This is a genomic window from Acidovorax sp. GW458-11-26-14-TSB4, assembly GCF_059423865.1.
The window spans coordinates 704447-725600 of the sequence record NZ_JBWKYR010000001.1; the positions used below are offsets into that span (position 1 = coordinate 704447).

At 67.1% G+C, this 21154-nt stretch carries 22 protein-coding genes; 11 read left to right on the forward strand and 11 right to left on the reverse strand.

What is annotated here, in order from left to right:
* The first annotated feature begins 5 nt into the window (after positions 1 to 5).
* Genes AC07X5_RS03305 through AC07X5_RS03315 form a run of 3 tightly spaced genes read left to right on the forward strand, consistent with a single transcriptional unit; the run spans position 6 to position 2244 of the window.
* Positions 6 to 311, forward strand: a complete 306-nt coding sequence (locus tag AC07X5_RS03305) for a DUF3649 domain-containing protein (protein ID WP_494769049.1) — start codon at positions 6 to 8, stop codon at positions 309 to 311.
* Positions 308 to 1960 (forward strand): PepSY-associated TM helix domain-containing protein, encoded by a 1653-nt coding sequence (locus AC07X5_RS03310; RefSeq protein WP_494769050.1) that lies wholly within the window; start codon positions 308 to 310, stop codon positions 1958 to 1960. Before AC07X5_RS03305 ends, AC07X5_RS03310 begins: the two co-directional genes overlap by 4 nt.
* On the forward strand, positions 1960 to 2244 hold the full coding sequence (locus AC07X5_RS03315; RefSeq protein WP_409961880.1) for a DUF3325 domain-containing protein: 285 nt from the start codon (positions 1960 to 1962) through the stop codon (positions 2242 to 2244). Before AC07X5_RS03310 ends, AC07X5_RS03315 begins: the two co-directional genes overlap by 1 nt.
* Positions 2245 to 2257: 13 nt before the next feature.
* Here the strand turns inward: AC07X5_RS03315 and AC07X5_RS03320 are convergent, their stop codons facing one another.
* The gene (locus AC07X5_RS03320; RefSeq protein WP_409961881.1) at positions 2258 to 2764 is read right to left on the reverse strand and encodes a hypothetical protein; all 507 of its coding nucleotides are present in this window, start codon (positions 2762 to 2764) and stop codon (positions 2258 to 2260) included.
* Positions 2765 to 2899: 135 nt separating this feature from the next.
* On the opposite strand from AC07X5_RS03320, the gene AC07X5_RS03325 reads away from it, so the two are divergent.
* Together AC07X5_RS03325 and AC07X5_RS03330 are read left to right on the forward strand one after the other, a co-directional pair.
* The gene (locus AC07X5_RS03325) at positions 2900 to 3586 is read left to right on the forward strand and encodes a heavy metal response regulator transcription factor (protein WP_494769051.1); all 687 of its coding nucleotides are present in this window, start codon (positions 2900 to 2902) and stop codon (positions 3584 to 3586) included.
* Positions 3586 to 4989 carry a heavy metal sensor histidine kinase gene (locus AC07X5_RS03330; protein ID WP_494769052.1) on the forward strand — a complete coding sequence of 468 codons (1404 nt, stop codon included), beginning with the start codon at positions 3586 to 3588 and terminating at the stop codon, positions 4987 to 4989. The genes AC07X5_RS03325 and AC07X5_RS03330 overlap by 1 nt, the downstream gene beginning before the upstream one ends.
* Before the next feature lie 6 nt (positions 4990 to 4995).
* Here AC07X5_RS03330 and AC07X5_RS03335 read toward each other — a convergent pair whose 3' ends face one another.
* Positions 4996 to 5799: an exodeoxyribonuclease III gene (locus tag AC07X5_RS03335; RefSeq protein ID WP_494769053.1), complete on the reverse strand. Its 804-nt coding sequence runs from the start codon at positions 5797 to 5799 to the stop codon at positions 4996 to 4998.
* A 10-nt stretch (positions 5800 to 5809) separates the two neighbouring features.
* On the opposite strand from AC07X5_RS03335, the gene pyrE reads away from it, so the two are divergent.
* Positions 5810 to 6508 (forward strand): orotate phosphoribosyltransferase, encoded by a 699-nt coding sequence (gene pyrE, locus AC07X5_RS03340; RefSeq protein ID WP_409961906.1) that lies wholly within the window; start codon positions 5810 to 5812, stop codon positions 6506 to 6508.
* An 8-nt stretch (positions 6509 to 6516) separates the two neighbouring features.
* Positions 6517 to 7221: a DUF4124 domain-containing protein gene (locus AC07X5_RS03345; RefSeq protein WP_409961908.1), complete on the forward strand. Its 705-nt coding sequence runs from the start codon at positions 6517 to 6519 to the stop codon at positions 7219 to 7221.
* 83 nt (positions 7222 to 7304) lie between these two features.
* Here the strand turns inward: AC07X5_RS03345 and gatB are convergent, their stop codons facing one another.
* From gatB to gatC, 3 genes are read right to left on the reverse strand one after another with little or no spacing between them, the layout of a single operon-like run.
* Entirely contained in the window at positions 7305 to 8765 is a 1461-nt protein-coding gene (gene gatB, locus AC07X5_RS03350) for an Asp-tRNA(Asn)/Glu-tRNA(Gln) amidotransferase subunit GatB (protein ID WP_494769054.1), read from the reverse strand.
* A gap of 1 nt (position 8766) precedes the next feature.
* Complete coding sequence (gene gatA, locus AC07X5_RS03355; RefSeq protein WP_494769055.1) at positions 8767 to 10269, reverse strand: Asp-tRNA(Asn)/Glu-tRNA(Gln) amidotransferase subunit GatA; 1503 nt, start codon at positions 10267 to 10269, stop codon at positions 8767 to 8769.
* Between the two features lie 7 nt (positions 10270 to 10276).
* Positions 10277 to 10576 carry an Asp-tRNA(Asn)/Glu-tRNA(Gln) amidotransferase subunit GatC gene (gatC, locus tag AC07X5_RS03360; RefSeq protein ID WP_409955572.1) on the reverse strand — a complete coding sequence of 100 codons (300 nt, stop codon included), beginning with the start codon at positions 10574 to 10576 and terminating at the stop codon, positions 10277 to 10279.
* A gap of 203 nt (positions 10577 to 10779) precedes the next feature.
* On the opposite strand from gatC, the gene AC07X5_RS03365 reads away from it, so the two are divergent.
* The 4 genes from AC07X5_RS03365 (at position 10780) to mrdA (ending at position 15339) form a co-directional block, all read left to right on the forward strand.
* Positions 10780 to 11823, forward strand: a complete 1044-nt coding sequence (locus tag AC07X5_RS03365; RefSeq protein ID WP_007858125.1) for a rod shape-determining protein — start codon at positions 10780 to 10782, stop codon at positions 11821 to 11823.
* 134 nt (positions 11824 to 11957) lie between these two features.
* A complete protein-coding gene (gene mreC, locus AC07X5_RS03370) occupies positions 11958 to 12881 on the forward strand; it encodes a rod shape-determining protein MreC (protein ID WP_409955574.1) in 924 nt (307 codons plus the stop codon).
* Positions 12878 to 13396 carry a rod shape-determining protein MreD gene (gene mreD, locus AC07X5_RS03375; protein ID WP_409955576.1) on the forward strand — a complete coding sequence of 173 codons (519 nt, stop codon included), beginning with the start codon at positions 12878 to 12880 and terminating at the stop codon, positions 13394 to 13396. Before mreC ends, mreD begins: the two co-directional genes overlap by 4 nt.
* Positions 13393 to 15339, forward strand: a complete 1947-nt coding sequence (gene mrdA, locus AC07X5_RS03380; RefSeq protein ID WP_494769056.1) for a penicillin-binding protein 2 — start codon at positions 13393 to 13395, stop codon at positions 15337 to 15339. The genes mreD and mrdA overlap by 4 nt, the downstream gene beginning before the upstream one ends.
* Positions 15340 to 15389: 50 nt before the next feature.
* Here the strand turns inward: mrdA and AC07X5_RS03385 are convergent, their stop codons facing one another.
* From AC07X5_RS03385 to AC07X5_RS03410, 6 genes are all read right to left on the reverse strand, one after another.
* Entirely contained in the window at positions 15390 to 16286 is an 897-nt protein-coding gene (locus AC07X5_RS03385; protein WP_494769057.1) for a DMT family transporter, read from the reverse strand.
* 65 nt (positions 16287 to 16351) lie between these two features.
* Complete coding sequence (locus AC07X5_RS03390; RefSeq protein ID WP_409957754.1) at positions 16352 to 17647, reverse strand: DcaP family trimeric outer membrane transporter; 1296 nt, start codon at positions 17645 to 17647, stop codon at positions 16352 to 16354.
* Between the two features lie 50 nt (positions 17648 to 17697).
* Complete coding sequence (locus AC07X5_RS03395; protein WP_494769058.1) at positions 17698 to 18441, reverse strand: amino acid ABC transporter ATP-binding protein; 744 nt, start codon at positions 18439 to 18441, stop codon at positions 17698 to 17700.
* Entirely contained in the window at positions 18438 to 19220 is a 783-nt protein-coding gene (locus AC07X5_RS03400) for an amino acid ABC transporter permease (RefSeq protein WP_494769059.1), read from the reverse strand. The genes AC07X5_RS03395 and AC07X5_RS03400 overlap by 4 nt, the downstream gene beginning before the upstream one ends.
* 20 nt (positions 19221 to 19240) lie before the next feature.
* The gene (locus AC07X5_RS03405) at positions 19241 to 20005 is read right to left on the reverse strand and encodes an ABC transporter substrate-binding protein (RefSeq protein WP_494769060.1); all 765 of its coding nucleotides are present in this window, start codon (positions 20003 to 20005) and stop codon (positions 19241 to 19243) included.
* A 273-nt stretch (positions 20006 to 20278) separates the two neighbouring features.
* A complete protein-coding gene (locus AC07X5_RS03410; RefSeq protein WP_494769061.1) occupies positions 20279 to 21037 on the reverse strand; it encodes a sulfite exporter TauE/SafE family protein in 759 nt (252 codons plus the stop codon).
* Positions 21038 to 21154: the final 117 nt, after the last annotated feature.

Below are 21154 nucleotides of genomic sequence, written 5' to 3' on the forward strand. Positions count from 1 at the left end.
CGGCCATGATGTCTGTGTTGTGTGGTGTCTGGCGTGCCGGGCCTGTGCTGTCGCGCACCATCGCCGCCATCTGCGGCGGCTATGCCCTGGCGGCACTGTTCAGCGTGGCGGTGCTGGCCCTGCCCATGACCCGGCCGCAGGCCGTGATCACCGGCATGCTGGCCAGCTTCGCGATCTACACCTGCGCGGTGATCTGGGTGTTTGCCGTGCGCAGCGCCTGGCGCGCCTGGGCCGGGCTGCTGGTGGCGGCGCTGCCGCTGCTGCTGGCGGCCTGGAGCGTATGGTCGTCCTCTGCAGGAGCTTCCCAATGACGATCAAGGACACATCCCTGGTGGACGAACCCAAGGCCCCGGGCATCCGCCAGACCATGTCGGACCTGCACACCTGGGCCGGCCTGCTGTGCGGCTGGTTCCTGTATGCGATGTTCCTCACGGGCACCGTGAGCTACTTCAAGGACGAGATCTCGCAGTGGATGCGGCCCGAGATGCCGCACCGCTCCGTGGTGCCCGATGCGGCCGAGGCTGCCCAGCGCATCGCGGGCAAGCTGCAGGAACTGGCGCCGAACGCGCCGCAGTGGAGCATGCGCCTGCCCGACGAGCGCTATACCACCATGGACAGCTTCTGGCGCCTGCCGCGCGGCCAGACGGCCGGCCCGAACGGCCGCAGTTTCGGCAGCGCCAATTTCGACCCGCTGACCGGCGACAAGGTGGCCTCGCGCGAGACCGTGGGCGGCGAGTTCTTCTACCGCTTCCACTTCCAGTTCCACTACATGCCCGTGCTGTGGGGCCGTTGGCTGGCGGGCTTTTGCGCCATGTTCATGCTGGTGGCCATCGTGAGCGGGGTCATCACGCACAAGAAGATCTTCACCGACTTCTTCACCTTCCGCTGGGGCAAGGGCCAGCGCTCGTGGCTGGACGCGCACAACGCGCTCTCGGTGTTCGGGCTGCCATTCCACTTCATGATCACCTACACCGGCCTGATCACGCTGATGGCGCTGTACATGCCGTTCGGCGAACAGACGGCGTACAAGACGCCAGCGCAGCGCCAGGAACTCACGGCCCAGCTCAACACCTTCATCCAGCCCGGCAAGCCCACGGGCCAGGCCGCGCCGCTGGCGCCGGTGGACGACATGGTGCGCCAGGCCCAGGCGCGCTGGGGGGAGGGCAATGTGGGCCGCGTAACCGCCACCAACGCGGGCGATGCCGCGGCGCGCGTGAGCGTGACGCGCGGCGAGGCCGGTCGCGTGACCATGAGCCCGCAGTACATGCTGTTCGACGGCGTGAGCGGCAAGCTCCTGGAAGTCAAGGAAAGCGTGGGCCCTGCAGCCGAAACCCGTGGCGTGCTGTATTCGCTGCACCTGGGTCGCTTTTCCGATCTGCCCATGCGCTGGCTGTACTTCATCGTGAGCCTGGCCGGCACGGCCATGGTGGGCACCGGCCTGGTGATGTGGACCGTCAAGCGCCGCCAGAAGCTCGGTGACCCGGCGCGGCCGCACTTCGGCTTCCGGCTGGTGGAAAAGCTCAACATCGCCAGCATCGCCGGGCTGTCCATCGCCATGGCGGGCTTCCTCTGGGGCAACCGGCTGCTGCCGCAGGGCATGGCCGAGCGCACCGCCTGGGAGGTGCATGTGTTCTTCATCCTCTGGGCGCTGACGTTGGCGCACGCCATGCTGCGGCCCTCGCGCCGCGCGTGGATCGAGCAGTTCTGGGTCGGGGCTGCCGCCCTGGCCCTGCTGCCCGTGGTCAATGCGCTGACCACCGACCGTCCGCTGTGGCGCAGCCTGGCCCAGGGTGACTGGGTGTTCGTGGGCTTCGAGCTGATGCTCTGGGTGCTGTCCGGGCTGCATGTCTGGCTGGCCGTGCGTACCGCGCGCCACCAGGGACTCAAGCGCCGGGTGGCGCGCGCGCCCTCGGCCCCCGTGGTGCCGGCTGGCGCGGCCATGGCCAAGGAGGGTGTCTGATGCACCACGCAGCCACCTTCCTGGTCTGCCTGGTCGCCTTCGCGGCATTGGCGCTGGGCACCGAACGCCAGCAGGACGAGCTCTTCGGCCAGCCGTTGGCGCCGCGCGCCACGTGGCTGTGGCGCCTGCTGGGCTGGGGCGCGTTGTTTCTGGCGCTGGCCATCATCGTGCAGGCCCAGGGCTGGGGAATGGGCCTCGTGAGCTACAGCGGCCACACCAGCCTGGCGGCCGGTATCGTGCTGGGTGCCCTGATCGTGCACAGCCGCACGCGCGGCCGCCGCTGAGCCTTTCTCCGGTTCAGCGGCGATCCGCCAGCGCACGCCGGCGGGCGCGCAACAGGAGCACCTGGGCGGCATAGCCGACGGCAAAGATTCCCAACCAGGCCAGCAACGCGCCGCGCACGAGCGGTGAGTCCGGTCCCGATGCCAGGGGCTGTGCGGGTGGCAGGCGTGTCAGCGTTTCGTTGATGCCAGGCACCAGCAACAGGAAGACGCTGAACGACCATCCCAACGTGGCCAGGTAGGCGCTGGCCCGCCCCAGAAACGGCAGCTTCGGTGCCAGCCAGGCGCCGGACACCGCGAGCAGCGCCAGGATGCCCAGCGCATGCCCGGCATTGAAGCCGCCTGTGCTCGACAGGCCGAACGCCGTGAGCACCGACAGCACCAGGCCTATCAGGTACACACGGCCGGCGCTTGTTCCCGGTTCTATGGCACGGTAGCGCGCGAAACTGTAGATGGCCGCGCCCAGCGGCACGAGGCTGATGGCGGTGTGGGCGATGCCGAGGGCGGAGAGTGGGTTGGGCATGGGAGGAAAGCCTTGTCGTGGGGGTTGCTGCAGATGGGAAAAGTCTAGGGTTGCGCGCTCCGGACCGGGGTGACAAGTGCATGACAAAGCTGTCATGCGCCGCCCGCTGCGCGGCTTTGCCCGAGAATCGGCGGCATGAAGATCCTGGTCATCGAGGACGACCCCAAGACGGGGGACTACCTGAGAAAAGGCCTGCGCGAGAGCGGCTACGGCGTGGACCTGGCGCGCACGGGCACCGATGGCCTGCGCATGGCGCTGGGCGAAGCCTATGACCTAGTGGTGCTGGACGTGAGCCTGCCCGGCATCGATGGCTGGCAGATCATGCCGGCGCTGCGCGAGAAGAGGGATGTGCGCGTGCTGTTCCTCACGGCGCGCGACCAGTTGAGCGACCGCATCCGCGGGCTGGAACTCGGTGCCGACGACTATCTGGTGAAGCCCTTCTCCTTCACCGAGCTGGTGCTGCGCATCCGCACGCTGCTGCGGCGTGGGCCCGCGCGCGAGGCCGACGTGTACGAGGTGGCCGGCCTGCACCTGGATGTGCTGCGGCGCAAGGTCACGCGCGAAGGCGCCGAGATCGCGCTCACGAACAAGGAATTCCTGCTGCTGCACCTGCTGGTGAAGCGCCAGGGCGAGGCGCTGTCGCGCACGCTGATCGCCTCGGAGGTCTGGAACATGAACTTCGACAGCGACACCAACGTGGTCGACGTGGCGGTCAAGCGCCTGCGCGCCAAGGTCGACAAACCGTTTGCCACGCCGCTGGTCCACACCGTGCGCAATGTCGGCTATTCCTTTGGTGAACCACCTTCCGAGGGCGGTGACTGATGCCCGTATCCTGGCTGCCGCGCTCGCTGGCTGTTCGCGTGACGCTGTTGTGCGGGCTGATCGCGGTGTCGATCACCGGCATGCTCGGGGGCAACTACTTCTTTGCCGCGCGCAGTGCCATCCTGGCCCATGCCGACGAGCAATTGATCACGCGCGTGGAGCGCTTGCGCCGCCTGCTGGGCGATGTGCGCAGCATGCAGGAGCTGCGCGACCAGGCCATGCTGCTGGAAGCGCTGTCGGGCAGCTCGGGCGATGTGTTCGTGCTGCGCCGCGCGGGCGAAGCACCGCTGGTCGAAGTCAACCCCGGCCAGGTGGCGCCGCCCGCCTGCCCCGTGCCAGCGGCCGTGGACAGGCCGCTGGCACGGGGCGATGTGTGCCACAGTGATGCCCCGGACACGCCCCGCATGCACTGGGCCGCAGGGGTGGCCCGCTCGGGCCACGATGGGCAGATGGTCGAGGTGCTGGCAGGGCATGCACTGACCAGCGAGATGCAGATGATCCGGCGCAGCCGTGACCAGGTGCTGTTCAGCACGTTTCTGGCCGTGCTCGCCTGCTCGGCGCTGGTCTACTGGGTGTTGCGCCATGGCCTGAGGCCCCTGCACCGCGTGGCCGCACAGGCCTCTCGCATCGATCCCATCAACCTCGCAATCCGTCTGCCTGAGCACGATGCGCCGCTGGAGTTGCAGCAGATGGTGGCGGTGTTCAACGCCATGCTGGACCGCATCGCCACCGGCTATGGCCGGCTGTCCCAGTTCTCGGCCGACCTGGCGCACGAGATCCGCACGCCCGTGGGCGCCCTGATCGGGCAGACGCAGGTGGCGCTGGCGCGCACGCGCACGCCCGAGGAATACCAGCAGGTGCTCGAATCCAACCTGGAGGAGCTGAACCGGCTGCGCCGCATCGTCGACGACATCCTGTTCCTGGCCCAGGCCGACCACGCGACGCTCCAGATCGAGCGCACGCCGCTGGACATGGCGGCCGAGCTGCAACGCATCGCCGAGTATTTCGAAGGCCCTGCCGACGAAGCCGGCCTGCGCCTGCAGGTGCAGGCCATCGGGACGGCCTGGGTGAACCACGCCCTGTGCCTGCGCGCCCTGCACAACCTGGTGGTCAATGCGGTGCGTTACAGCACGCCGGGCACGGTGATCCAGCTCGTGGGCATGCAGGAGGAGGGGGTGTCGGTCCTTGCCGTGGAGAACCAGGGGGTGCCGATCCCGGCAGAGCAACTGAAGCGCCTGTTCGACCGCTTCTACCGGGCCGATGCGGTGCGGGCCCGCCCGGCCGAGTCCAGCGGCCTGGGTCTGGCGATTGTGAAGGCGATCATGGACCTGCACGGGGGGCAGGTGCGGGCCTCCTGCTCGGCAGCCGGCACCATACGCTTCGAGCTGCGGTTTCCTGGCTGAGCAGGGCTATATCTTGAAGTCGTAGCCGATGGTGATCGGCGCATGGTCCGAGAACTTCACATCCTTGTAGATGGTCTCGGTGCGTGCCAGCGCCGCCATGGCCGGCGTGGCCAGGTGGTAATCCAGCCGCCAGCCCACGTTGTTGGCGTAGGCCTGGCCACGGTTGCTCCACCACGTGTAGGCGGTGTCGGTGGTGGTGGGTTGTAACTGACGGTAAACGTCGATCAAGCCACCGCCTTCATCAGTTTTGTGCAACAACTTTGTCATCCAGGCCCGCTCCTCGGGCAGGAAACCGCTGTTCTTCTGGTTGCTGCGCCAGTTCTTGAGGTCGATCTGCTGGTGGGCGATATTGATGTCGCCGCACAGGATGAACTCGCGCTCGGCCTTGAGCTTCATGAGGTGGGGATGGAACTCGGCGAGGAAGCGGTACTTGGCCAACTGGCGTTCTTCGCCCGAGGAGCCGCTCGGGAAGTAGGCGCTGATGATGGACAGCTTGCGCGCGGGGGTGTCAAAGCGCAGTTCGAGGTAGCGGCCTTCGGCGTCGAATTCGGTCGAGCCATAGCCCACGATGACGTCGCTGGGCAGATGGCGGGTGTAGATGCCCACGCCCGAGTAGCCCTTCTTCTGCGCGTAGTGGAAGTGCCCGTCCATCTCAGCCAGGCGCTCGAAGCGGGTGGCGATGTCCGCGGCCTGGGCCTTGACTTCCTGCACGCAAATACAATCCGGCCGTGTGGCAGCCATCCAGCTTTCCACGCCCTTGGTGGTGGCCGAACGGATGCCATTGAGGTTGAGGCTGGTCAAATTGAACAAGGAATTTCCCATGGTAGATGTTGTTGCGCAGGGCTCCGGGCTGGACCCGTTGGCGCAGGATTTTGTACGGTTTGCCGTGGAGTCGGGCGTGCTGCGCTTCGGGGAGTTCAAGACCAAGGCCGGCCGCATGAGCCCGTACTTCTTCAATGCCGGCCTGTTCGACGATGGCAGCAAGATGGGTCGCCTGGCCGAATTCTATGCAAAAGCCCTGATCGCCAGCGGTATCGAATTCGACATGGTGTTCGGCCCCGCGTACAAGGGCATTCCACTGGCCGCGACGGTGGCGGTGGAACTGGCGCGCCATGGCCGCAACGTGCCGTTTGCCTACAACCGCAAGGAAGCCAAGGACCACGGCGAGGGCGGCACCCTGGTGGGCGCGCCGCTCAAGGGCCGCGTGCTGATCGTGGACGACGTGATGTCGGCCGGTACGGCTGCACGCGAGTCGATCGCGCTCATTCAGGCGGCGGGCGCCATTCCCCATGCGATGGCCATTGCGCTGGACCGGCAGGAGAAAGCGACTGAAAATGGACTGGACGTGGAGCACAGCGCAGTGCAGTATGTGCGCCACCAGCTCGGAATGAAGGTTTGTACTATCGCCAAGCTGGCAGACTTATTGCTGTACCTATCGCAAACAGGGGGGGCGGAGATGCGCGCCCATCATGAGCGGGTCTCGGCATACCGCGAGCGGTACGGGGTCAACGAAGGATAATTTAGTTGTTGCACAAGACGGCGTGGCGCATAGGCGGGGTGGCATTGGCAAGCCTGGCTGCGGTGTCTGCGTGGGCGCAGACGGGGCCCGTGGGCAGCATTTATACCTGCGTGGACCGCAATGGCCGCAAGCTCACGGCAGACCGGCCGATCCCGGAATGCGTGGACCGCGAGCAGCGTGAGCTGGGCCCTTCGGGCACCGTGCGGCGCCAGATCGGGCCCACGCTGACCGAGCAGGAGCGTGCCGCCCTCGAAGTGCGCCAGCGCAAGGAAGCCGAGGAACGTTCGCGTGCCCTGGAAGAGCGCCGCCGCGAGCGCGCCTTGACAGCCAGGTACCCCGACAAGGCGACCCACGATGTGGAGCGCAAGGCGGCGATCCAGATGGTGGAGGAAGTCGCCGCCACGGCGGAAAAGCGCATCGTCGAGCTGCGCCAGCAGCGCAAGGCCATGGACGCAGAGATGGAGTTCTACAAGAAGGACCCCAACAAGGCCCCGATGACACTGCGCCGCAAGATCGCCGAGGCCGACGACAGCATTGCCGAACAGCAGCGCTTCATCAACGGTCAGGATGAAGAAAAGCGCCGCGTGCACCAGCGCTTCGACGTGGAGCTTGCGCAGTTGCGCAAGCTGTGGGACGAGCAGCGGGGTGTGGCGGCGCCCGCTGCTGCGGCGACGGGCGGCGTGGCCCCGGCCTCTGCTGGCGGCAGCCGCTGACCAAGCAGGCCCGATCAGGCGCCCGCACCTTTTTCACTTCACAGGCGCCTTCCACCGGGAACGCGCCGGTCCATCTGCCAGGATCAGCCCGCGAGCTTGGCGCGCAGCAGGTCGTTGACCTGCTGCGGGTTGGCCTTGCCCTTGCTGGCCTTCATGATCTGGCCCACCAGTGCGTTGAAGGCCTTGTCCTTGCCGGCGCGGAACTGGGCCACGTTGTCGGCGTTGGCAGCGATCACCTCGTCGATGATGCCCTCCAGGGCGCCCGTGTCGTTCATCTGCTTGAGGCCCTTGGCCTCGATGATGGCGTCCACGTCGGCCGATTCCCCGGTCCACAGCACCTCGAACACCTGCTTGGCGGCGTTGTTGGACACCGTGCCATCGGCGATGCGGCCGATCAGCGTCCCCAGCTGGGCGGCCGTTACGGGGGAGGCCTCGATCGCCATGTCATTGGCATTCAGGCGGCGCGAGACTTCGCCCATGATCCAGTTGCTGGCCAGCTTGGGCTGCTTGCTGGCCTGGGCCGCGGCCTCGAAGTAGGCGGCCATGGCCTTGCTCTGGGTCAGCGTGGTGGCGTCGTACTCGGGCAGACCGTAGTCGGCCACGAAGCGCGCGGCCATGGCGCGCGGCAGCTCGGTCATGAGGGCGCGCTGCGCTTGCACCCACTCGGGCGCAATGCGCAGCGGCGGCAGGTCCGGGTCGGGGAAGTAGCGGTAGTCGGCCGCGTCTTCCTTGGTGCGCATGGCGCGGGTCTCGCCCGTGGCATCGTTGAACAGCACCGTGGCCTGCTGGATCGCGCGGCCGTCCTCGATCTCGTCGATCTGCCACTGGATCTCGTAATCGATGGCCTGCTGCATGAACTTGAAGCTGTTCAGGTTCTTGATCTCGCGGCGCGTGCCCAGCGGGGCGCCGGGCTTGCGCACCGAGACGTTGGCATCGCAGCGGAACGAGCCTTCCTGCATGTTGCCGTCGCAGATGCCGATCCAGGTCACGATCTTGTGCAGCTCGCGCGCATAGGCCACGGCCTCTTCGGTGGAGCGGATGTCGGGCTCGGTCACGATCTCCAGGAGCGGCGTGCCGGCGCGGTTCAGGTCGATACCGCTCTGGCCGATGAAGTCCTCGTGCAGCGACTTGCCGGCATCTTCTTCGAGGTGGGCGCGCACCAGGCGCACGGTCTTCTTCTCGTCGCCGAGGAAGAACTGCACTTCGCCGCCCTGCACCACGGGGATCTCGAACTGGCTGATCTGGTAGCCCTTGGGCAGGTCGGGATAGAAGTAGTTCTTGCGCGCGAAGATGCTCTCGGGCGCGATGTGCGAACCGAGGGCCAAACCGAGCTTGATGGCGCATTCCACGGCGGCGCGGTTCATCACCGGCAGCGTGCCGGGCAGGGCCAGGTCCACGGCGCAGGCCTGGGTGTTGGGCTCGGCGCCGAAGGCCGTGGGGGCACGGCTGAAGATCTTGCTCTCGGTGGCGAGCTGGGCGTGGGTCTCGAATCCGATCACGACCTCGTAGCCGCGGATCAGTTTGCTGGTGGTGGTCGTCGTCATGTCACAGACCTCCGGGCTGGCGGAGGTGAAAGTCGGTGGCCTGCTGCAGCCGGTGCGCTGCATTGAGCAGGCGCGCTTCCTGGAAATAGTTGCCGATCAGTTGCAGGCCCACGGGCATGCCGCCTTCGCCGAAGCCTGCGGGCACGCTCATGCCGGGCAGGCCAGCCAACGAGCCGGGCAGGGTGAAGATGTCCGCCAGGTAGTCGGCCAGCGGGTCGGCGCCGTGCTCCCCCAGCTTCCAGGCCACGGTGGGGGCCACGGGTCCCGCGATCAGGTCGCACTGCGCGAAGGCCTGCTGGAAATCGTCGGCGATCATGCGGCGGATCTTCTGCGCCTTGAGGTAGTAGGCGTCGTAGTAGCCGTGCGAGAGCACGTAGGTGCCGATCATGATGCGGCGCTTGACCTCGTCGCCAAAGCCTTCCGCACGGGTCTTCTTGTACATGTCCACCAAGTCGGTGTAGTCCTTGGCGCGGTGGCCGAACTTCACGCCGTCGAAGCGGCTCAGGTTGGACGAGGCCTCGGCCGGCGCGATGATGTAGTACACCGGAATGGAGAGTTCGGTGCGCGGCAGGCTGATGGGCACCAGCTTCGCGCCCAGCTTTTCGTATTCCTTGAGCGCAGCGTCGACGGCAGCACGCACGTCGGGCGCCAGGCCGTCACCGAAGAACTCGGCCGGAATGCCGATGCGCAGGCCCTCGATGGAGTCGTTGAGCGAACGGCCGAAGTCCTCGGCCGGCACGTCCAGCGATGTGGAGTCGCGGTCCAGGTCGGGGCCGCACATGGTGGACAGCAGCAGCGCGCAGTCCTCGGCCGTGCGGGCCATGGGCCCGGCCTGGTCCAGGCTGGAGGCAAAGGCGATCATGCCGTAGCGCGAAGCGCGGCCGTAAGTGGGCTTGATGCCGGTGATGCCGCAGAACGAGGCCGGCTGGCGGATGGAGCCGCCGGTGTCCGTGCCGGTCACGGCCGGGGCCAGGCGCGCGGCCACGGCCACGGCGCTGCCGCCCGAGGAGCCGCCGGGGATGCGGCCCGTGTCCCAGGGGTTGCGCACCGGGGCGGGCGCACCCGAGCCCACGGGGGCCACGGCCGAGTTCTCGTTGGCCGAGCCCATGGCGAATTCGTCGCAGTTGAGCTTGCCCAGGGTCACGGCGCCGGCATCGGCCAGCTTGCGCACCACGGTGGCGTCAAAGGGCGACTGGTAGCCCGCCAGCATCTTCGAGCCTGCGGTGCTGGGGAAGTCGCGCGTGACGAAGATGTCCTTGTGCGCCAGGGGCACGCCTTCGAGCGCGCCGGCCGTGCCGGCGGCGATGCGGGCATCAGCCGCGCGCGCCTGGGCCAGCGTGGCGTCTTCGTTGACCGCCACGTAGGCGCCCAGCGACTGGTGGTCCTTGGCACGGGCCAGGAAGTGCCGGGCCGCTTCCACGGCGGAAATTTGGCGCTCGCGCAGCTGTGCGGCCAGGGCGGTGACGCTCAGGTCGTGCAATGCAGTGTTCTTGTTGTCGCTCATGCCGGCCTCACTCGATCACCTTGGGCACAAGGAACAAACCTTGCTCTACCGCAGGGGCGCTGCGCTGGTTGGCCTCGCGTTGGTCGGGCTCGCTGGCGATGTCGTCGCGCAGGCGCAAGGCGACCTCCTGGATGGCCGCCACGGGGTGGGCCAGGGGTGTCAAGTCCCCGGTATCCACAGCGCTCATTCTCTCCACGATGTCGAAAAAGCCATTGAGTTGTGTGAGCATGCGCTCACTTTCGCTCGCGCTCAATTCGAGTCGTGCCAGGTTGGCGATTCGACCGATGTCCAAGGATGTCAGTGCCATAGGGAAAAATTCGGGAGAAACCAGATGTAAAGCTGAAATGGGGGGTGGAGCCAGGGGAGTTATTCACAGGGGATAGGGTATTATCCCGGCTTTGCCGCAATACCCTCCCTCATGCCGGTCATTGTGCGAAAAAAGCGAAATTTGACCCCGTAAACCCGGCGATGGCAGGCCGATGCGCACGCCATGCCTGAGAGGATTCTTGAATGTTCGGAGCTTTCCGTCGGTACTTCTCCACCGACCTTGCCATTGACCTTGGCACAGCCAACACCCTGATATTCGCCCGCGACAAAGGCATTGTGCTCGATGAGCCCTCCGTCGTCGCCATCCGCCACGAAGGCGGTCCCCATGGAAAGAAAGTCATCCAGGCCGTAGGCCATGAAGCCAAAGCCATGCTGGGCAAGGTGCCCGGCAACATCGAAGCCATCCGCCCCATGAAGGACGGCGTGATCGCCGATTTCGTGATCACCGAGCAGATGATCAAGCAGTTCATCAAGATGGTGCACCCGCGCACGCTGTTCACCCCCAGCCCGCGCATCATCATCTGCGTGCCCTGCGGCTCCACCCAGGTCGAGCGCCGCGCCATCAAGGATGCGGCCGAGGCCGCCGGCGCCACCGCTGTCTACCTGATCGAGGAACCCATGGCCGCCGGCATCGGTGCCGGTCTGCCGGTCTCGGAAGCCAGCGGCTCCATGGTCGTGGACATCGGCGGCGGCACCACCGAAGTGGGCGTTATCTCGCTCGGCGGCATGGTCTACAAGGGCAGCGTGCGCGTGGGCGGCGACAAGTTCGACGAAGCCATCATCAGCTACATCCGCCGCAACTACGGCATGCTGATCGGCGAGCCCACGGCCGAATCCATCAAGAAGAACATCGGCTCGGCCTTCCCCGGCTCCGAAGTGCGCGAGATGGAGGTCAAGGGCCGCAACCTGAGCGAAGGCGTGCCGCGCAGCTTCACCATCTCCAGCAACGAAGTGCTGGAGGCGCTGACCGATCCGCTCAACCAGATCGTCTCTGCCGTCAAGAACGCCCTGGAACAGACTCCGCCCGAACTCGGTGCCGACATCGCCGACCGCGGCATGATGCTGACCGGCGGCGGCGCACTGCTGCGCGACCTGGACCGCCTGCTGGCCGAGGAAACTGGCCTGCCGGTGCTGGTGGCCGAAGACCCGCTGACCTGCGTGGTGCGCGGCTGCGGCATTGCGCTGGAGCGCATGGACCGCCAGGGCAGCATCTTTACAAGCGAGTAAGAAGTCCCCGTGCCTGCGCGCCGCGCAGGCACCCCATCGCGCTGAAATGGCATGACCGCAACCGCACCGATGCTTTTTGAGCCGTGCTCCTGGCCGCCGCGTTCGCACGCAGTGCAGGTCCGACAGTGAGCGCCATGCCCCTGGGAACCCTGGAGCGCAGTGCGCCTCCCTTCTTCAAGCAGGGCCCCTCGGCCCTGTCGCGGCTCGCGCTCTACAGCGCGCTGGCCCTGTTCCTCATGGTGGCGGACGTGCGCTTCAAGCTGACCGGCCCGTTCCGCCAGGCCGTCTCCACCGTGCTCTACCCGGTGCAGTGGCTCATGCTGCAGCCGGTGGAGTTCGCCGGGCGCGGGGCCGGCTACTTCCAGGACCTGAAGACCGCGCAGCAGGACGCCGACACCGCGCGCAGCAAGATGGCGCAGATGTCCGAGCGTGCCAGCCAGGCCGAGCAACTGCTGCTTGAGAACGATCGGCTGCGCAAGCTGCTGGCCCTGCGCGAGCGGGTCAGTACGCCATCGCAGGCGGCCGAGGTCATCTACGACACGGCCGATCCTTACACCCGCCGGGTCGTGCTCGACAAGGGCCAGTTGGGCGGCGTGGAGCTGGGTGCCCCGGTGCTCGACGAGGCCGGCATCCTGGGCCAGGTCACGCGCGTGTTCCCCATGCTCAGCGAGGTCACGCTGCTTGTGGACCGCGACCAGGCCATCCCGGTGCTCAACATCCGCACCGGAGCGCGCGGGGTCGCTTATGGGGATCCGGTCGCCGGCAACGAGGGCGGCATGGAGCTGCGCTTCATGCCCGCCAATGCCGATGTGCGCGAGGGCGACCTGCTGACCACCAGCGGTGTGGACGGCCTGTACCCCTCGGGCCTGCCCGTGGCCAAGGTCGTGCGCGTGGAGCGCCGCGCCGATTCGGCCTTCGCGCGCATCTACTGCGCCCCGCTGGCCCAGGTCCAGGGGGCCCGGCACGTGGTGGTGCTCAAGCCGCTGTCGGGCCATATCCCGGAGCGGCCCGAGCCGGCACCCGTGCCCAGTTCCAGCAAGAAGGGGCGCCACAAATGATCATGCCGCGCGGCCAGCCGCTGCTGCTGCCCGTCAATCCCGTCTTCATCGCCGCCAGCCTGGCGGTGGGCCTAGCCATCAACATGCTGCCCCTGGGCCGCGTGGTCTGGACGCCCGACTTGCTGATGCTGCTGATCGTGTTCTGGAGCGTGCACCAGCCGCTGCGCATCGGCATGGGCACGGCCTTCCTGCTGGGCCTGTGCATGGACGTGCAGCAGTCCGCGCTGCTGGGCCAGCATGCGCTGTCCTACTCGGTGCTGGCCTTCGGCGCCATTGCCATCCACCGGCGCCTGCTGTGGTTCAGCGTGCCCTCGCAGGCGCTGCAGGTGCTGCCGCTGTTCCTCATCGCGCATTCCATCGAACTGCTGGTGCGCGTGGTGTCAGGCGGCATATTCCCCGGCCTGTGGATCTTCGTGGCGCCGGTGCTGGAGGCGCTGCTCTGGCCCCTGGCCAGCTGGGTGCTGCTGGCACCCCAGCGCCGCCCGCCTGACCGCGACCAGAATCGCCCGCTATGACCGAACTGCGCAACGCCGAAGCGGATTCGTTCCGGTTCCGGGCCCGCGTCTACACCATCGCGCTGGTGGTGTTCCTGGCCTTCGGGCTGCTTGTCTCGCGCCTGGTGTACCTGCAGGTGGTGCGCCACGAGGATCTGGCGGCCCAGGCCGAGAGCAACCGCACGGCCGTGGTGCCCATCGTGCCCAACCGCGGCCAGATCATGGACCGCAATGGCGTGGTGCTGGCCACCAACTACGCCGCCTACACACTGGAGATCACGCCCTCGCGTACAGGGGGGCTGGAAGACACCATCGAGGAACTGGCCAAGGTGGTGGACATCCAGCAGCGCGACCGGCGGCGCTTCAAGCGCCTGCTGGAGGAGTCGCGCAACTTCGAGTCGCTGCCCATCCGCACGCGCCTCACCGATCAGGAGGTGGCGCGCTTTTCCGCACAGCGCTACCGCTTCCCTGGCGTGGACATCAAGGCCCGGCTGTTCCGCAATTACCCGCTGGGCGAGGTGGGTGCCCATGCCATCGGCTACATCGGCCGCATCAACCAGACCGAGAAGGCGCGCATCCAGGACTCCGAGGACGAAGCCAACTACCGCGGCACCGAGTACATCGGAAAGCTCGGGGTGGAGCAGAGCTTCGAGAACATGCTGCACGGCCTGACCGGTGTGGAGCGCATGGAGACCTCGGCCGGCGGCCACGCCGTGCGGCGCCTGGCCAGCCACCCGGCCACGCCGGGCAACACGGTGATGCTGTCGCTGGACATCAAGCTGCAAAAGCTCATCGAGGACATGTTCGGCGACCGGCGCGGCGCGCTGGTCGCGATCGATCCGCGCAACGGCGAGGTGCTGGCCCTGGTGAGCAAGCCCACCTTCGACCCCAACCTGTTCGTCGAAGGCATCGACAGCGAAAGCTGGCAGGCGCTCAACGAATCCATCGACAAGCCGCTGCTCAACCGCGCACTGCGCGGTACCTACCCGCCGGGCTCGACCTACAAGCCTTTCATGGCGCTGGCGGCGCTGCAGCTGGGCAAGCGTTCGGCCAGCATGGTGGTCAACGACCCGGGTTTCTACACCTTCGGCGGCCACACCTTCCGCAGCCACGAGGGCGGGCTGGGCGGGGTGGACATGCACCGCGCCATCCAGTTCTCGAGCAACACCTATTTCTATTCGCTGGCGGTGGAGATGGGGGTCGATGCCATCCACGACTTCATGAAGCCGCTGGGCCTGGGCCAGACCACAGGCATCGACCTCAATGGCGAGGTGCGTGGCGTGCTGCCCAGCACCACCTGGAAGCGCAATGCCTACAAGCGCCCCGAGATGAAGCGCTGGCACCCGGGCGAGACCGTGTCGCTGGGGATCGGCCAGGGCTACAACAACTTCACCATGCTGCAACTGGCGCAGGCCGAGGCCACACTGGCCAATGGCGGCACGCGGTATGCGCCGCACCTCATCAAGGCGGTGCGCGACACGGTCACGGGCGCCGTGACACCGGTCGCACAGCCCCCCGGCGAGAACCTCGGCTTCCTGCCCAAGAATGTGGAGATCGTGCGCAACGCGCTGGTGGCGGTGAACAAGGGCGGCACGGGCACGCGCATCTTTGCGGGCGCGGCCTATTCATCCGCCGGCAAGACCGGCACCGCCCAGGCCATCAGCCTGGGCCAGAACGTGCGCTACAACGCCAAGGCCCTCGAAGAGCACCAGCGCGACCACTCGCTGTTCGCCGCGTTTGCGCCGGCCGAGGAGCCCAAGATCGCGCTGGCCGTGATCGTGGAGAACGCCGGCTTCGGTGCGGCGGCGGCCGGCCCCATTGCGCGGCGCGTGTTCGACTACTGGCTGCAGGGCGAATACCCGAACGAAGAGGACCTGGCGGCCGTGCGCAAGGGCCTGGCCGCGGCGCCCATCGGCAAGCCGCGCCTTGCCGCCGACGTGCCTGTCAGTCCGGCGGCGCCTTGAGAAGGGCACCCCCCCTGAGCGCGCGCCAGTCTCGCAGAACTGTGTGGTATTCAGACGCTGTGCGACGCTTTTGATGCGCGCGGCGCCAGTTGGCTGAACACCAGCGCGGCCACGATCATGGCGGCACCGCTCAGGCCGGCCCAGCCGAGCCGCTCGCCCAGCAGCACCCAGGCTGTGAGGGCCGCGAACACCGGCTCCAGCCCGAAGACGATGGCGCTGCGCATGGCGTCCACGCGCTGCTGGCCCCAGGCCTGCAGGGTGACTACCACCACGCTGGCCAGCAGGCCCAGGTAGACAACGGCCACCCAGGCATCCACGGGCAGCCTGCCGGCGGCCTGGGGCAGCCAGTCCATCCCGCTGCCGCGCGCCAGCAGCAGCAATGTGGAGGCCAGGGCCATCACCAGGGCCTGCGCCGCCGCCATGCGCGTGGCGCGCAGCGGCTGGGCCGCGGTGCGGCGTGCGCACTCTTCCAGCGCCAGGATGTACAGGGCATAGAACACGGTGCTGGCCAGCGTCAGCGTATCGCCCAGGTTCCAGGGCTCGTTCTCGTGGAACATCAATGCCATGCCCGCGCAGGCCATGGCGCAGGCCGCCCACAGCTGCCAGCCGTAGCGCCGCCCCATGGCTGCCATGGCGATCAGCGGCACCACCAGCACATTGAGTCCGGTGACGAAGGCATTGCGGTTGCTGCTGGTGCGCGCCAGGCCTTCGATCTGCAGCCAGAACGCGAGGAACAGCAGCACGCCCAGCGCGCAGCCCCAGCGGCGCTCGTGCCGCAGCATGCCCCACCACAGCGGAGCGAGCACCGCCAGGGCAATCACGAAGCGCAGCCAGATGATCTGCAGCGCATCGAGCTGGGCGGAGAGCAGCTTCATGGCGGGAAAGGTGGTGCCCCACACCATGGTCACCACCAGCAGGGCCAGCAGGCCGAAACGTTCGGGTCGCATAGTCAAGAAAGAAAAAGGCTGGCCGGTTTCCCGGCCAGCCTGTCAGGCGGAAGGGACGGCAGCGATCAGTTGAAGATGTAGCGCGCCTGCAGGTTCAGGCGCAGCATGTCGCCCTTCTGGCCATCGAAGGTGGTGCGGCGGCCGCCGATCAGCTCGCTGCCCAGCTCCACGTTCTTGATCGGCAGGTAGTACATGCCGGCGTGCCATTGGTAGAGCTTGTGGTTGCCTTCGCCACCATAGGCGTTCACGTAGTCGTCGCCCAGTCGGTTGCGCGAGCGCACGGCGCCCAGCGACACGGTGCCGCGCATCTTCTCGCTGAACACATTGCTCAGGCCGAGCACGATGCCATGCGAGCGGTCCAGGCGCACGGTGCTGCCGTCCAGCACGGGGTAGTTGGTGCCCACCAGGTAGGCGCCGTCGCCGTCGCCATCCAGGCGCGTGTACTGGGCCATCAGCGTGGTGGTGCCGGTGAGCTTGTAGCCGGCGCCGATACCGAAGCCTGTACCGCGCTTGCTGAAGCCGTCGATGCGCTGCTCGTGCGAGAGCAGGCGCGCGTTCACGTTGCCCCAGTCGAAGGCCTTGTCCACGCGGGCCACGAAGTTCAGGCCCTTGGCGCCATCGGTGGGCTCTTCCAGGGCGAACTGGAACTTGGCCAGGTTGGGGTTGTTGTAGGTGTAGCGGATCTGCGCGGGGCGGCGGAAGGTGGCGCCGGGCGGGCCGTTGAAGTCCACCGTCTCGGGCAGGTTGTCCGTGTCCATGAAGGTCGACCAGGTCTGGCCGATCAGCCAGCCGGCGTACTCGCCGTAGGCGTGGCGCAGGCGCAGGCGGTTGCGGTTGCACTCGCTGCCGCAGTAGGCGTAGAAGTCGGCCTCGACCTTGGTGTTGAAGGTGCCCATGTCCGTGGGCGTGGAGGTCTCGAAGCCGAAGCGCGAGGTCTGTGCCGTCAGGCTGCTCTTGCCGCCGCGCGTGTCGCCCAGGGGCTGTTCCATCAGGTTGGTGAAGGTGTCGCCAGGGGCCGTGCCCTTGAAGTCCTTGACCATGTTGGCCTCGGCAAAGCCGTAGACGCGGATCGAGGTCTCGCTGCCGGGCAGGCGGAAGCTGCCAGGGATGTCGCCCAGCACCACGGCGTCCTTCTGCTTGAGCTCGACCGCTTCGATGCGGTCGTTCCAGGCCGATGCGGATGCCGCGGGGGCGGCAGGCGCCTGGGCCTGCTGGGCCTTGAGCGCATTGAGCTCGGCGCGCAGGGCCTTGAGCTCGTTGCGCATCTCTTCGAAGTCCTTGGCGGTCTGCGCAAAGGCTGCGGGGGGCAGGCTGCACAGGCCGGCGGCCATCAGGGCGAGGAACGTGTGGTTCAGTTTCATGGTCACTCCGGTAGGGGCTTGTGGTTGTTTTCGCAGGGCGGGCCTGGATCTCAGGCAGTCATGCGACCGATGAAGGCACGGATGCGGTCGTTGGCAGGGTTGCTGAAGAACTCGGCGGGCGGGGCGTCATGGGCAATGCGCCCCTGGTCGAAGAACATCACGCGGTCGGACACCTCGCGCGCGAAGCCCATCTCGTGGGTCACCACGATCATGGTCATGCCGCCGCGGGCCAGCTCGCGCATCACGTCCAGGACCTCCTGCACCATTTCCGGGTCCAGGGCCGAGGTCGGTTCGTCGAACAGCATCACCTTGGGCTGCATGGCCAGGGCGCGCGCGATGGCCACGCGCTGCTGCTGGCCGCCCGACAGCTGCCAGGGGTACTTGTGCGCGTGGTCCTGCATGCCCACACGGCGCAGCAGGGCCATGGCCTGCTCGTTCGCCTGCGCGCGCGGCGTACGGCGGATGCGGCGCGGTGCCAGCGTCACGTTGTCCAGTACGCTCATGTGGCCGAACAGGTTGAACTGCTGGAACACCATGCCGACCTCGCTGCGCTGGCGCTGCAGCGTGGCGATGTCGTCGCTGACCTCCACCCCCCCGATGGTGATGCGGCCCGAGTCGTGCGGTTCCAGGCGGTTGATGGCACGCAGCAGCGTGCTCTTGCCCGAGCCCGAGGCGCCGATGATCACGGTCACCTCGCCGGTGTTGAACACGGTGGAGACATCGCGCAGCACCTGGTGGCTGCCAAAGGACTTGCAGACCCGGTCCGCCACGATGAAAGGCGTGGGCCGGCTCATTGGTTGCGCCCTTCCACGTCGAAGCGGTATTCGACCGCGTTCGAGATCTGGGTGACCAGCGTGGTCAGCAGCAGGTAGGTGATGGCCACGGTGGACAGCGTGGCAATGGGCTGGAAGGTGGCCGACTGGATGCGGTTGCCCACATTGGTCAGCTCGACCACACCGATGGCATAGGCCAGCGACGAGTCCTTGAGCAGCGCCACGAAATTGCTCACCAGTGGGGGCAGCGAGATCTTGAAGGCCTGTGGGAACACCACGTCCATGAACACATGCAGGCGTCCCAGGCCGAGCGCGCGGGCGGCCTCGGTCTGGCCGCGCGGCACGGCCAGCAGGCCGGCGCGGATGGCCTCGGCGTTGTAGGCGCCCACGTTCAGGCCCAGGGCCAGCACGGCGGCCGCGAAGTCGGGCAGGTTCAGGCCCGGCACCAGCACCGGCAGCGCAAAGTACACGAACAGGATCTGCACCAGCAGCGGCGTGCCGCGGATGACCCAGATGTAGAAGCTGGCGACCCAGCGCACGGCCGCGAAGCGCGAGGTGCGGGCCAATGCTGCGCCGGTGCCCAGCACCAGGCCCAGGCTGCCGCTCACCAGCGTGAGCCACAGCGTGGTGCGTGCGCCGTCAGAGAAGGCCTGGGCGTTGGGCCCGATGGGATCGGGCAGGAAAGAGAGCAACTGGCCCAGCAGCGCCAGCGCCAGGACCATCAGGACGACGGCCGAGACGAGCGTGGCGTTGCTGCGCTGCTGGCGGGACCAGCGCTCGGGCCAAAGGGCAGTGAGCATGGAAAGACCCGGTCAGACGCTCAGTTCGTGCAGCGCACGTCTTCGTTGAAGTACTTCTTGGACAGGGCGGCGTAGCTGCCATCGGCCATGACTTCGGCCAGGGCCTTGTTCCAGCCGGCGGCCAGCGAGCTGTTGCCCTTGGCCACGGCGGCGGCGATGCGCTCGATGAACAGCATGTCGCCAAGCTTGAAGCCGGCACCGGGGTTCTTCTCGGACACGGCCTTGGCCACGAAGCGGTCGGTCACCCAGGCATCCACGCGGCGCGAGGTCAGGGCGCTGCGCGCGTCCACATCGGTGGGGAAGTTCTTCATCTCCTTGATGGAGGAGACCTTCTGCACGTTCTCCAGGTAGCTGGTGCCGGTCTGCACCGCCACCACCTTGCCCGCCAGGTCCTTGGCGTTCTTGATGGCGGGGTCCATCGCGATGATCATGCCGCCCGAGCAGTAGTGGGGCTCGGTGAAGGTCACGGCCTTGGCACGTTCTTCGGTGATGCCGTGCGAAGCGATCACCAGGTCCCAGCGGTCCTGGCGCAGGCCGGTCAGCAGGGCGTCGAAGCCCAGGGTCTTCCACTGGATCGTGAGGCCCATCTTCTTGGCCACGAGCTCGGCGGTCTCGACTTCGAAGCCGGTCAGCGTGGTGCCGTTGAAGAAGTTGAAGGGGGCGAACTGTCCTTCGGTCGCGATGAGGATCTTGCCGTCCTTCTTCACTTCGTCCAGGGTCCGGGCCTGGGCGGAGAAGGCGGCGCAAAGAGCGAGTGCGGTGGCTACGGCCTTGAACAATTGCATGGGAAGGTCCTGTGCGGGGTATTTCAGGTACAAAAAATCCGGCTGCGGGTAGGCAAGCCGGAAACTGGTGGAACGCGCACGCAGCCATCGCGGATTGCGAGGACAGACGTCACGAAATGGTCACGATTATAGGGACGGGGGTTTTTGGGGCGCCACTGCGAAATGGCGTCCAGGGCCGGTTGTGTGCCAATTCGCAACAGGTTTTAGAGGGGGCTCCCGAACTTTTTGCGGTGCTGGTAGTCGCGCGGGCGCGCCTTATTTTTTCCGCGGATTTCAGCGCAGGAGGGCGTCGTAACCGGTCTTGATGATCAGGGCCCCCACGACCACGATGAAGATGCCGCGCACGAAGCCGGTGCCGTGCCTGAGGGCCATGTGCGTGCCGATCAGGCTGCCCACCACATTGGCCACGGCCAGGGTCACCGCAAAGTGCCACCAGACATGGCCCTTGGCCGCAAACAGGGCGATGGCGGCCACATTGGTCGCCGTGTTGAGCAGCTTGGCCGAGGCCGAGGCGTTGAGGAAGTCGTAGCCGAGCAGCCGCACGAACAGGAAGACGAAGAAACTGCCTGTGCCGGGCCCGAAGAACCCGTCGTAGAAGCCCAGCACCAGGCCGACAAGGCAGGCCGCCGCCGTCTCGGCGTGCCCGGCGAAGCGCGGGGCGTGGTGGCGGCCCATGTCCTTCTTCGCCAGCGTGTAGGCCAGCACCGCCAGCAGTACCAGCGGCAGCAGGCGGCGCAGGAAGTCGGGCGAGATGACCGTGACCGCCCAGGCGCCTGCGAACGAGCCCGCAAAGCCGGCCCCCGCGGCCGGCAGCAGCGCATTCCAGCGCATCTGCACGCGGCGGCTGTACTGCCAGGTGGCCATGGCCGTGCCCCAAACCCCCGCCGCCTTGTTGGTGCCCAGCAGCGTGGCGGGCGGGGCCGCAGGGAAGGCTGCGAACAGTGCCGGCACCATCACCAGGCCCCCGCCGCCCACGATGGAATCCACGAAACCGGCGAGCAGCGAAGCGAAGGTGATGAAAATCCATTCCATCCCTTGATTGTCGCACCTGGTCAGCTACGCTTTTGCTAGCGCGCGGCAGAGATGCCGGGCAAGAAAAAAGGCGCTGGGATCGCCAGCGCCTGGAAAGGATGTGCACCTCGCTGGGTG

Coding starts and splice junctions, on each gene's coding strand:
- pyrE (WP_409961906.1), top strand. CDS start 5,810: ATGGTAGATGTTGTTGCGCAGGGCTCCGGGCTGGACCCGTTGGCGCAG.
- AC07X5_RS03320 (WP_409961881.1), bottom strand. CDS start 2,764: ATGCCCAACCCACTCTCCGCCCTCGGCATCGCCCACACCGCCATCAGC.
- AC07X5_RS03365 (WP_007858125.1), top strand. CDS start 10,780: ATGTTCGGAGCTTTCCGTCGGTACTTCTCCACCGACCTTGCCATTGAC.
- AC07X5_RS03405 (WP_494769060.1), bottom strand. CDS start 20,005: ATGCAATTGTTCAAGGCCGTAGCCACCGCACTCGCTCTTTGCGCCGCC.
- gatB (WP_494769054.1), bottom strand. CDS start 8,765: ATGACGACGACCACCACCAGCAAACTGATCCGCGGCTACGAGGTCGTG.
- gatA (WP_494769055.1), bottom strand. CDS start 10,269: ATGAGCGACAACAAGAACACTGCATTGCACGACCTGAGCGTCACCGCC.
- AC07X5_RS03385 (WP_494769057.1), bottom strand. CDS start 16,286: ATGCGACCCGAACGTTTCGGCCTGCTGGCCCTGCTGGTGGTGACCATG.
- AC07X5_RS03410 (WP_494769061.1), bottom strand. CDS start 21,037: ATGGAATGGATTTTCATCACCTTCGCTTCGCTGCTCGCCGGTTTCGTG.
- AC07X5_RS03400 (WP_494769059.1), bottom strand. CDS start 19,220: ATGCTCACTGCCCTTTGGCCCGAGCGCTGGTCCCGCCAGCAGCGCAGC.
- AC07X5_RS03315 (WP_409961880.1), top strand. CDS start 1,960: ATGCACCACGCAGCCACCTTCCTGGTCTGCCTGGTCGCCTTCGCGGCA.
- AC07X5_RS03395 (WP_494769058.1), bottom strand. CDS start 18,441: ATGAGCCGGCCCACGCCTTTCATCGTGGCGGACCGGGTCTGCAAGTCC.
- mreD (WP_409955576.1), top strand. CDS start 12,878: ATGATCATGCCGCGCGGCCAGCCGCTGCTGCTGCCCGTCAATCCCGTC.
- AC07X5_RS03325 (WP_494769051.1), top strand. CDS start 2,900: ATGAAGATCCTGGTCATCGAGGACGACCCCAAGACGGGGGACTACCTG.
- AC07X5_RS03310 (WP_494769050.1), top strand. CDS start 308: ATGACGATCAAGGACACATCCCTGGTGGACGAACCCAAGGCCCCGGGC.
- mrdA (WP_494769056.1), top strand. CDS start 13,393: ATGACCGAACTGCGCAACGCCGAAGCGGATTCGTTCCGGTTCCGGGCC.
- AC07X5_RS03330 (WP_494769052.1), top strand. CDS start 3,586: ATGCCCGTATCCTGGCTGCCGCGCTCGCTGGCTGTTCGCGTGACGCTG.
- AC07X5_RS03390 (WP_409957754.1), bottom strand. CDS start 17,647: ATGAAACTGAACCACACGTTCCTCGCCCTGATGGCCGCCGGCCTGTGC.
- mreC (WP_409955574.1), top strand. CDS start 11,958: ATGCCCCTGGGAACCCTGGAGCGCAGTGCGCCTCCCTTCTTCAAGCAG.
- AC07X5_RS03305 (WP_494769049.1), top strand. CDS start 6: ATGATGTCTGTGTTGTGTGGTGTCTGGCGTGCCGGGCCTGTGCTGTCG.
- gatC (WP_409955572.1), bottom strand. CDS start 10,576: ATGGCACTGACATCCTTGGACATCGGTCGAATCGCCAACCTGGCACGA.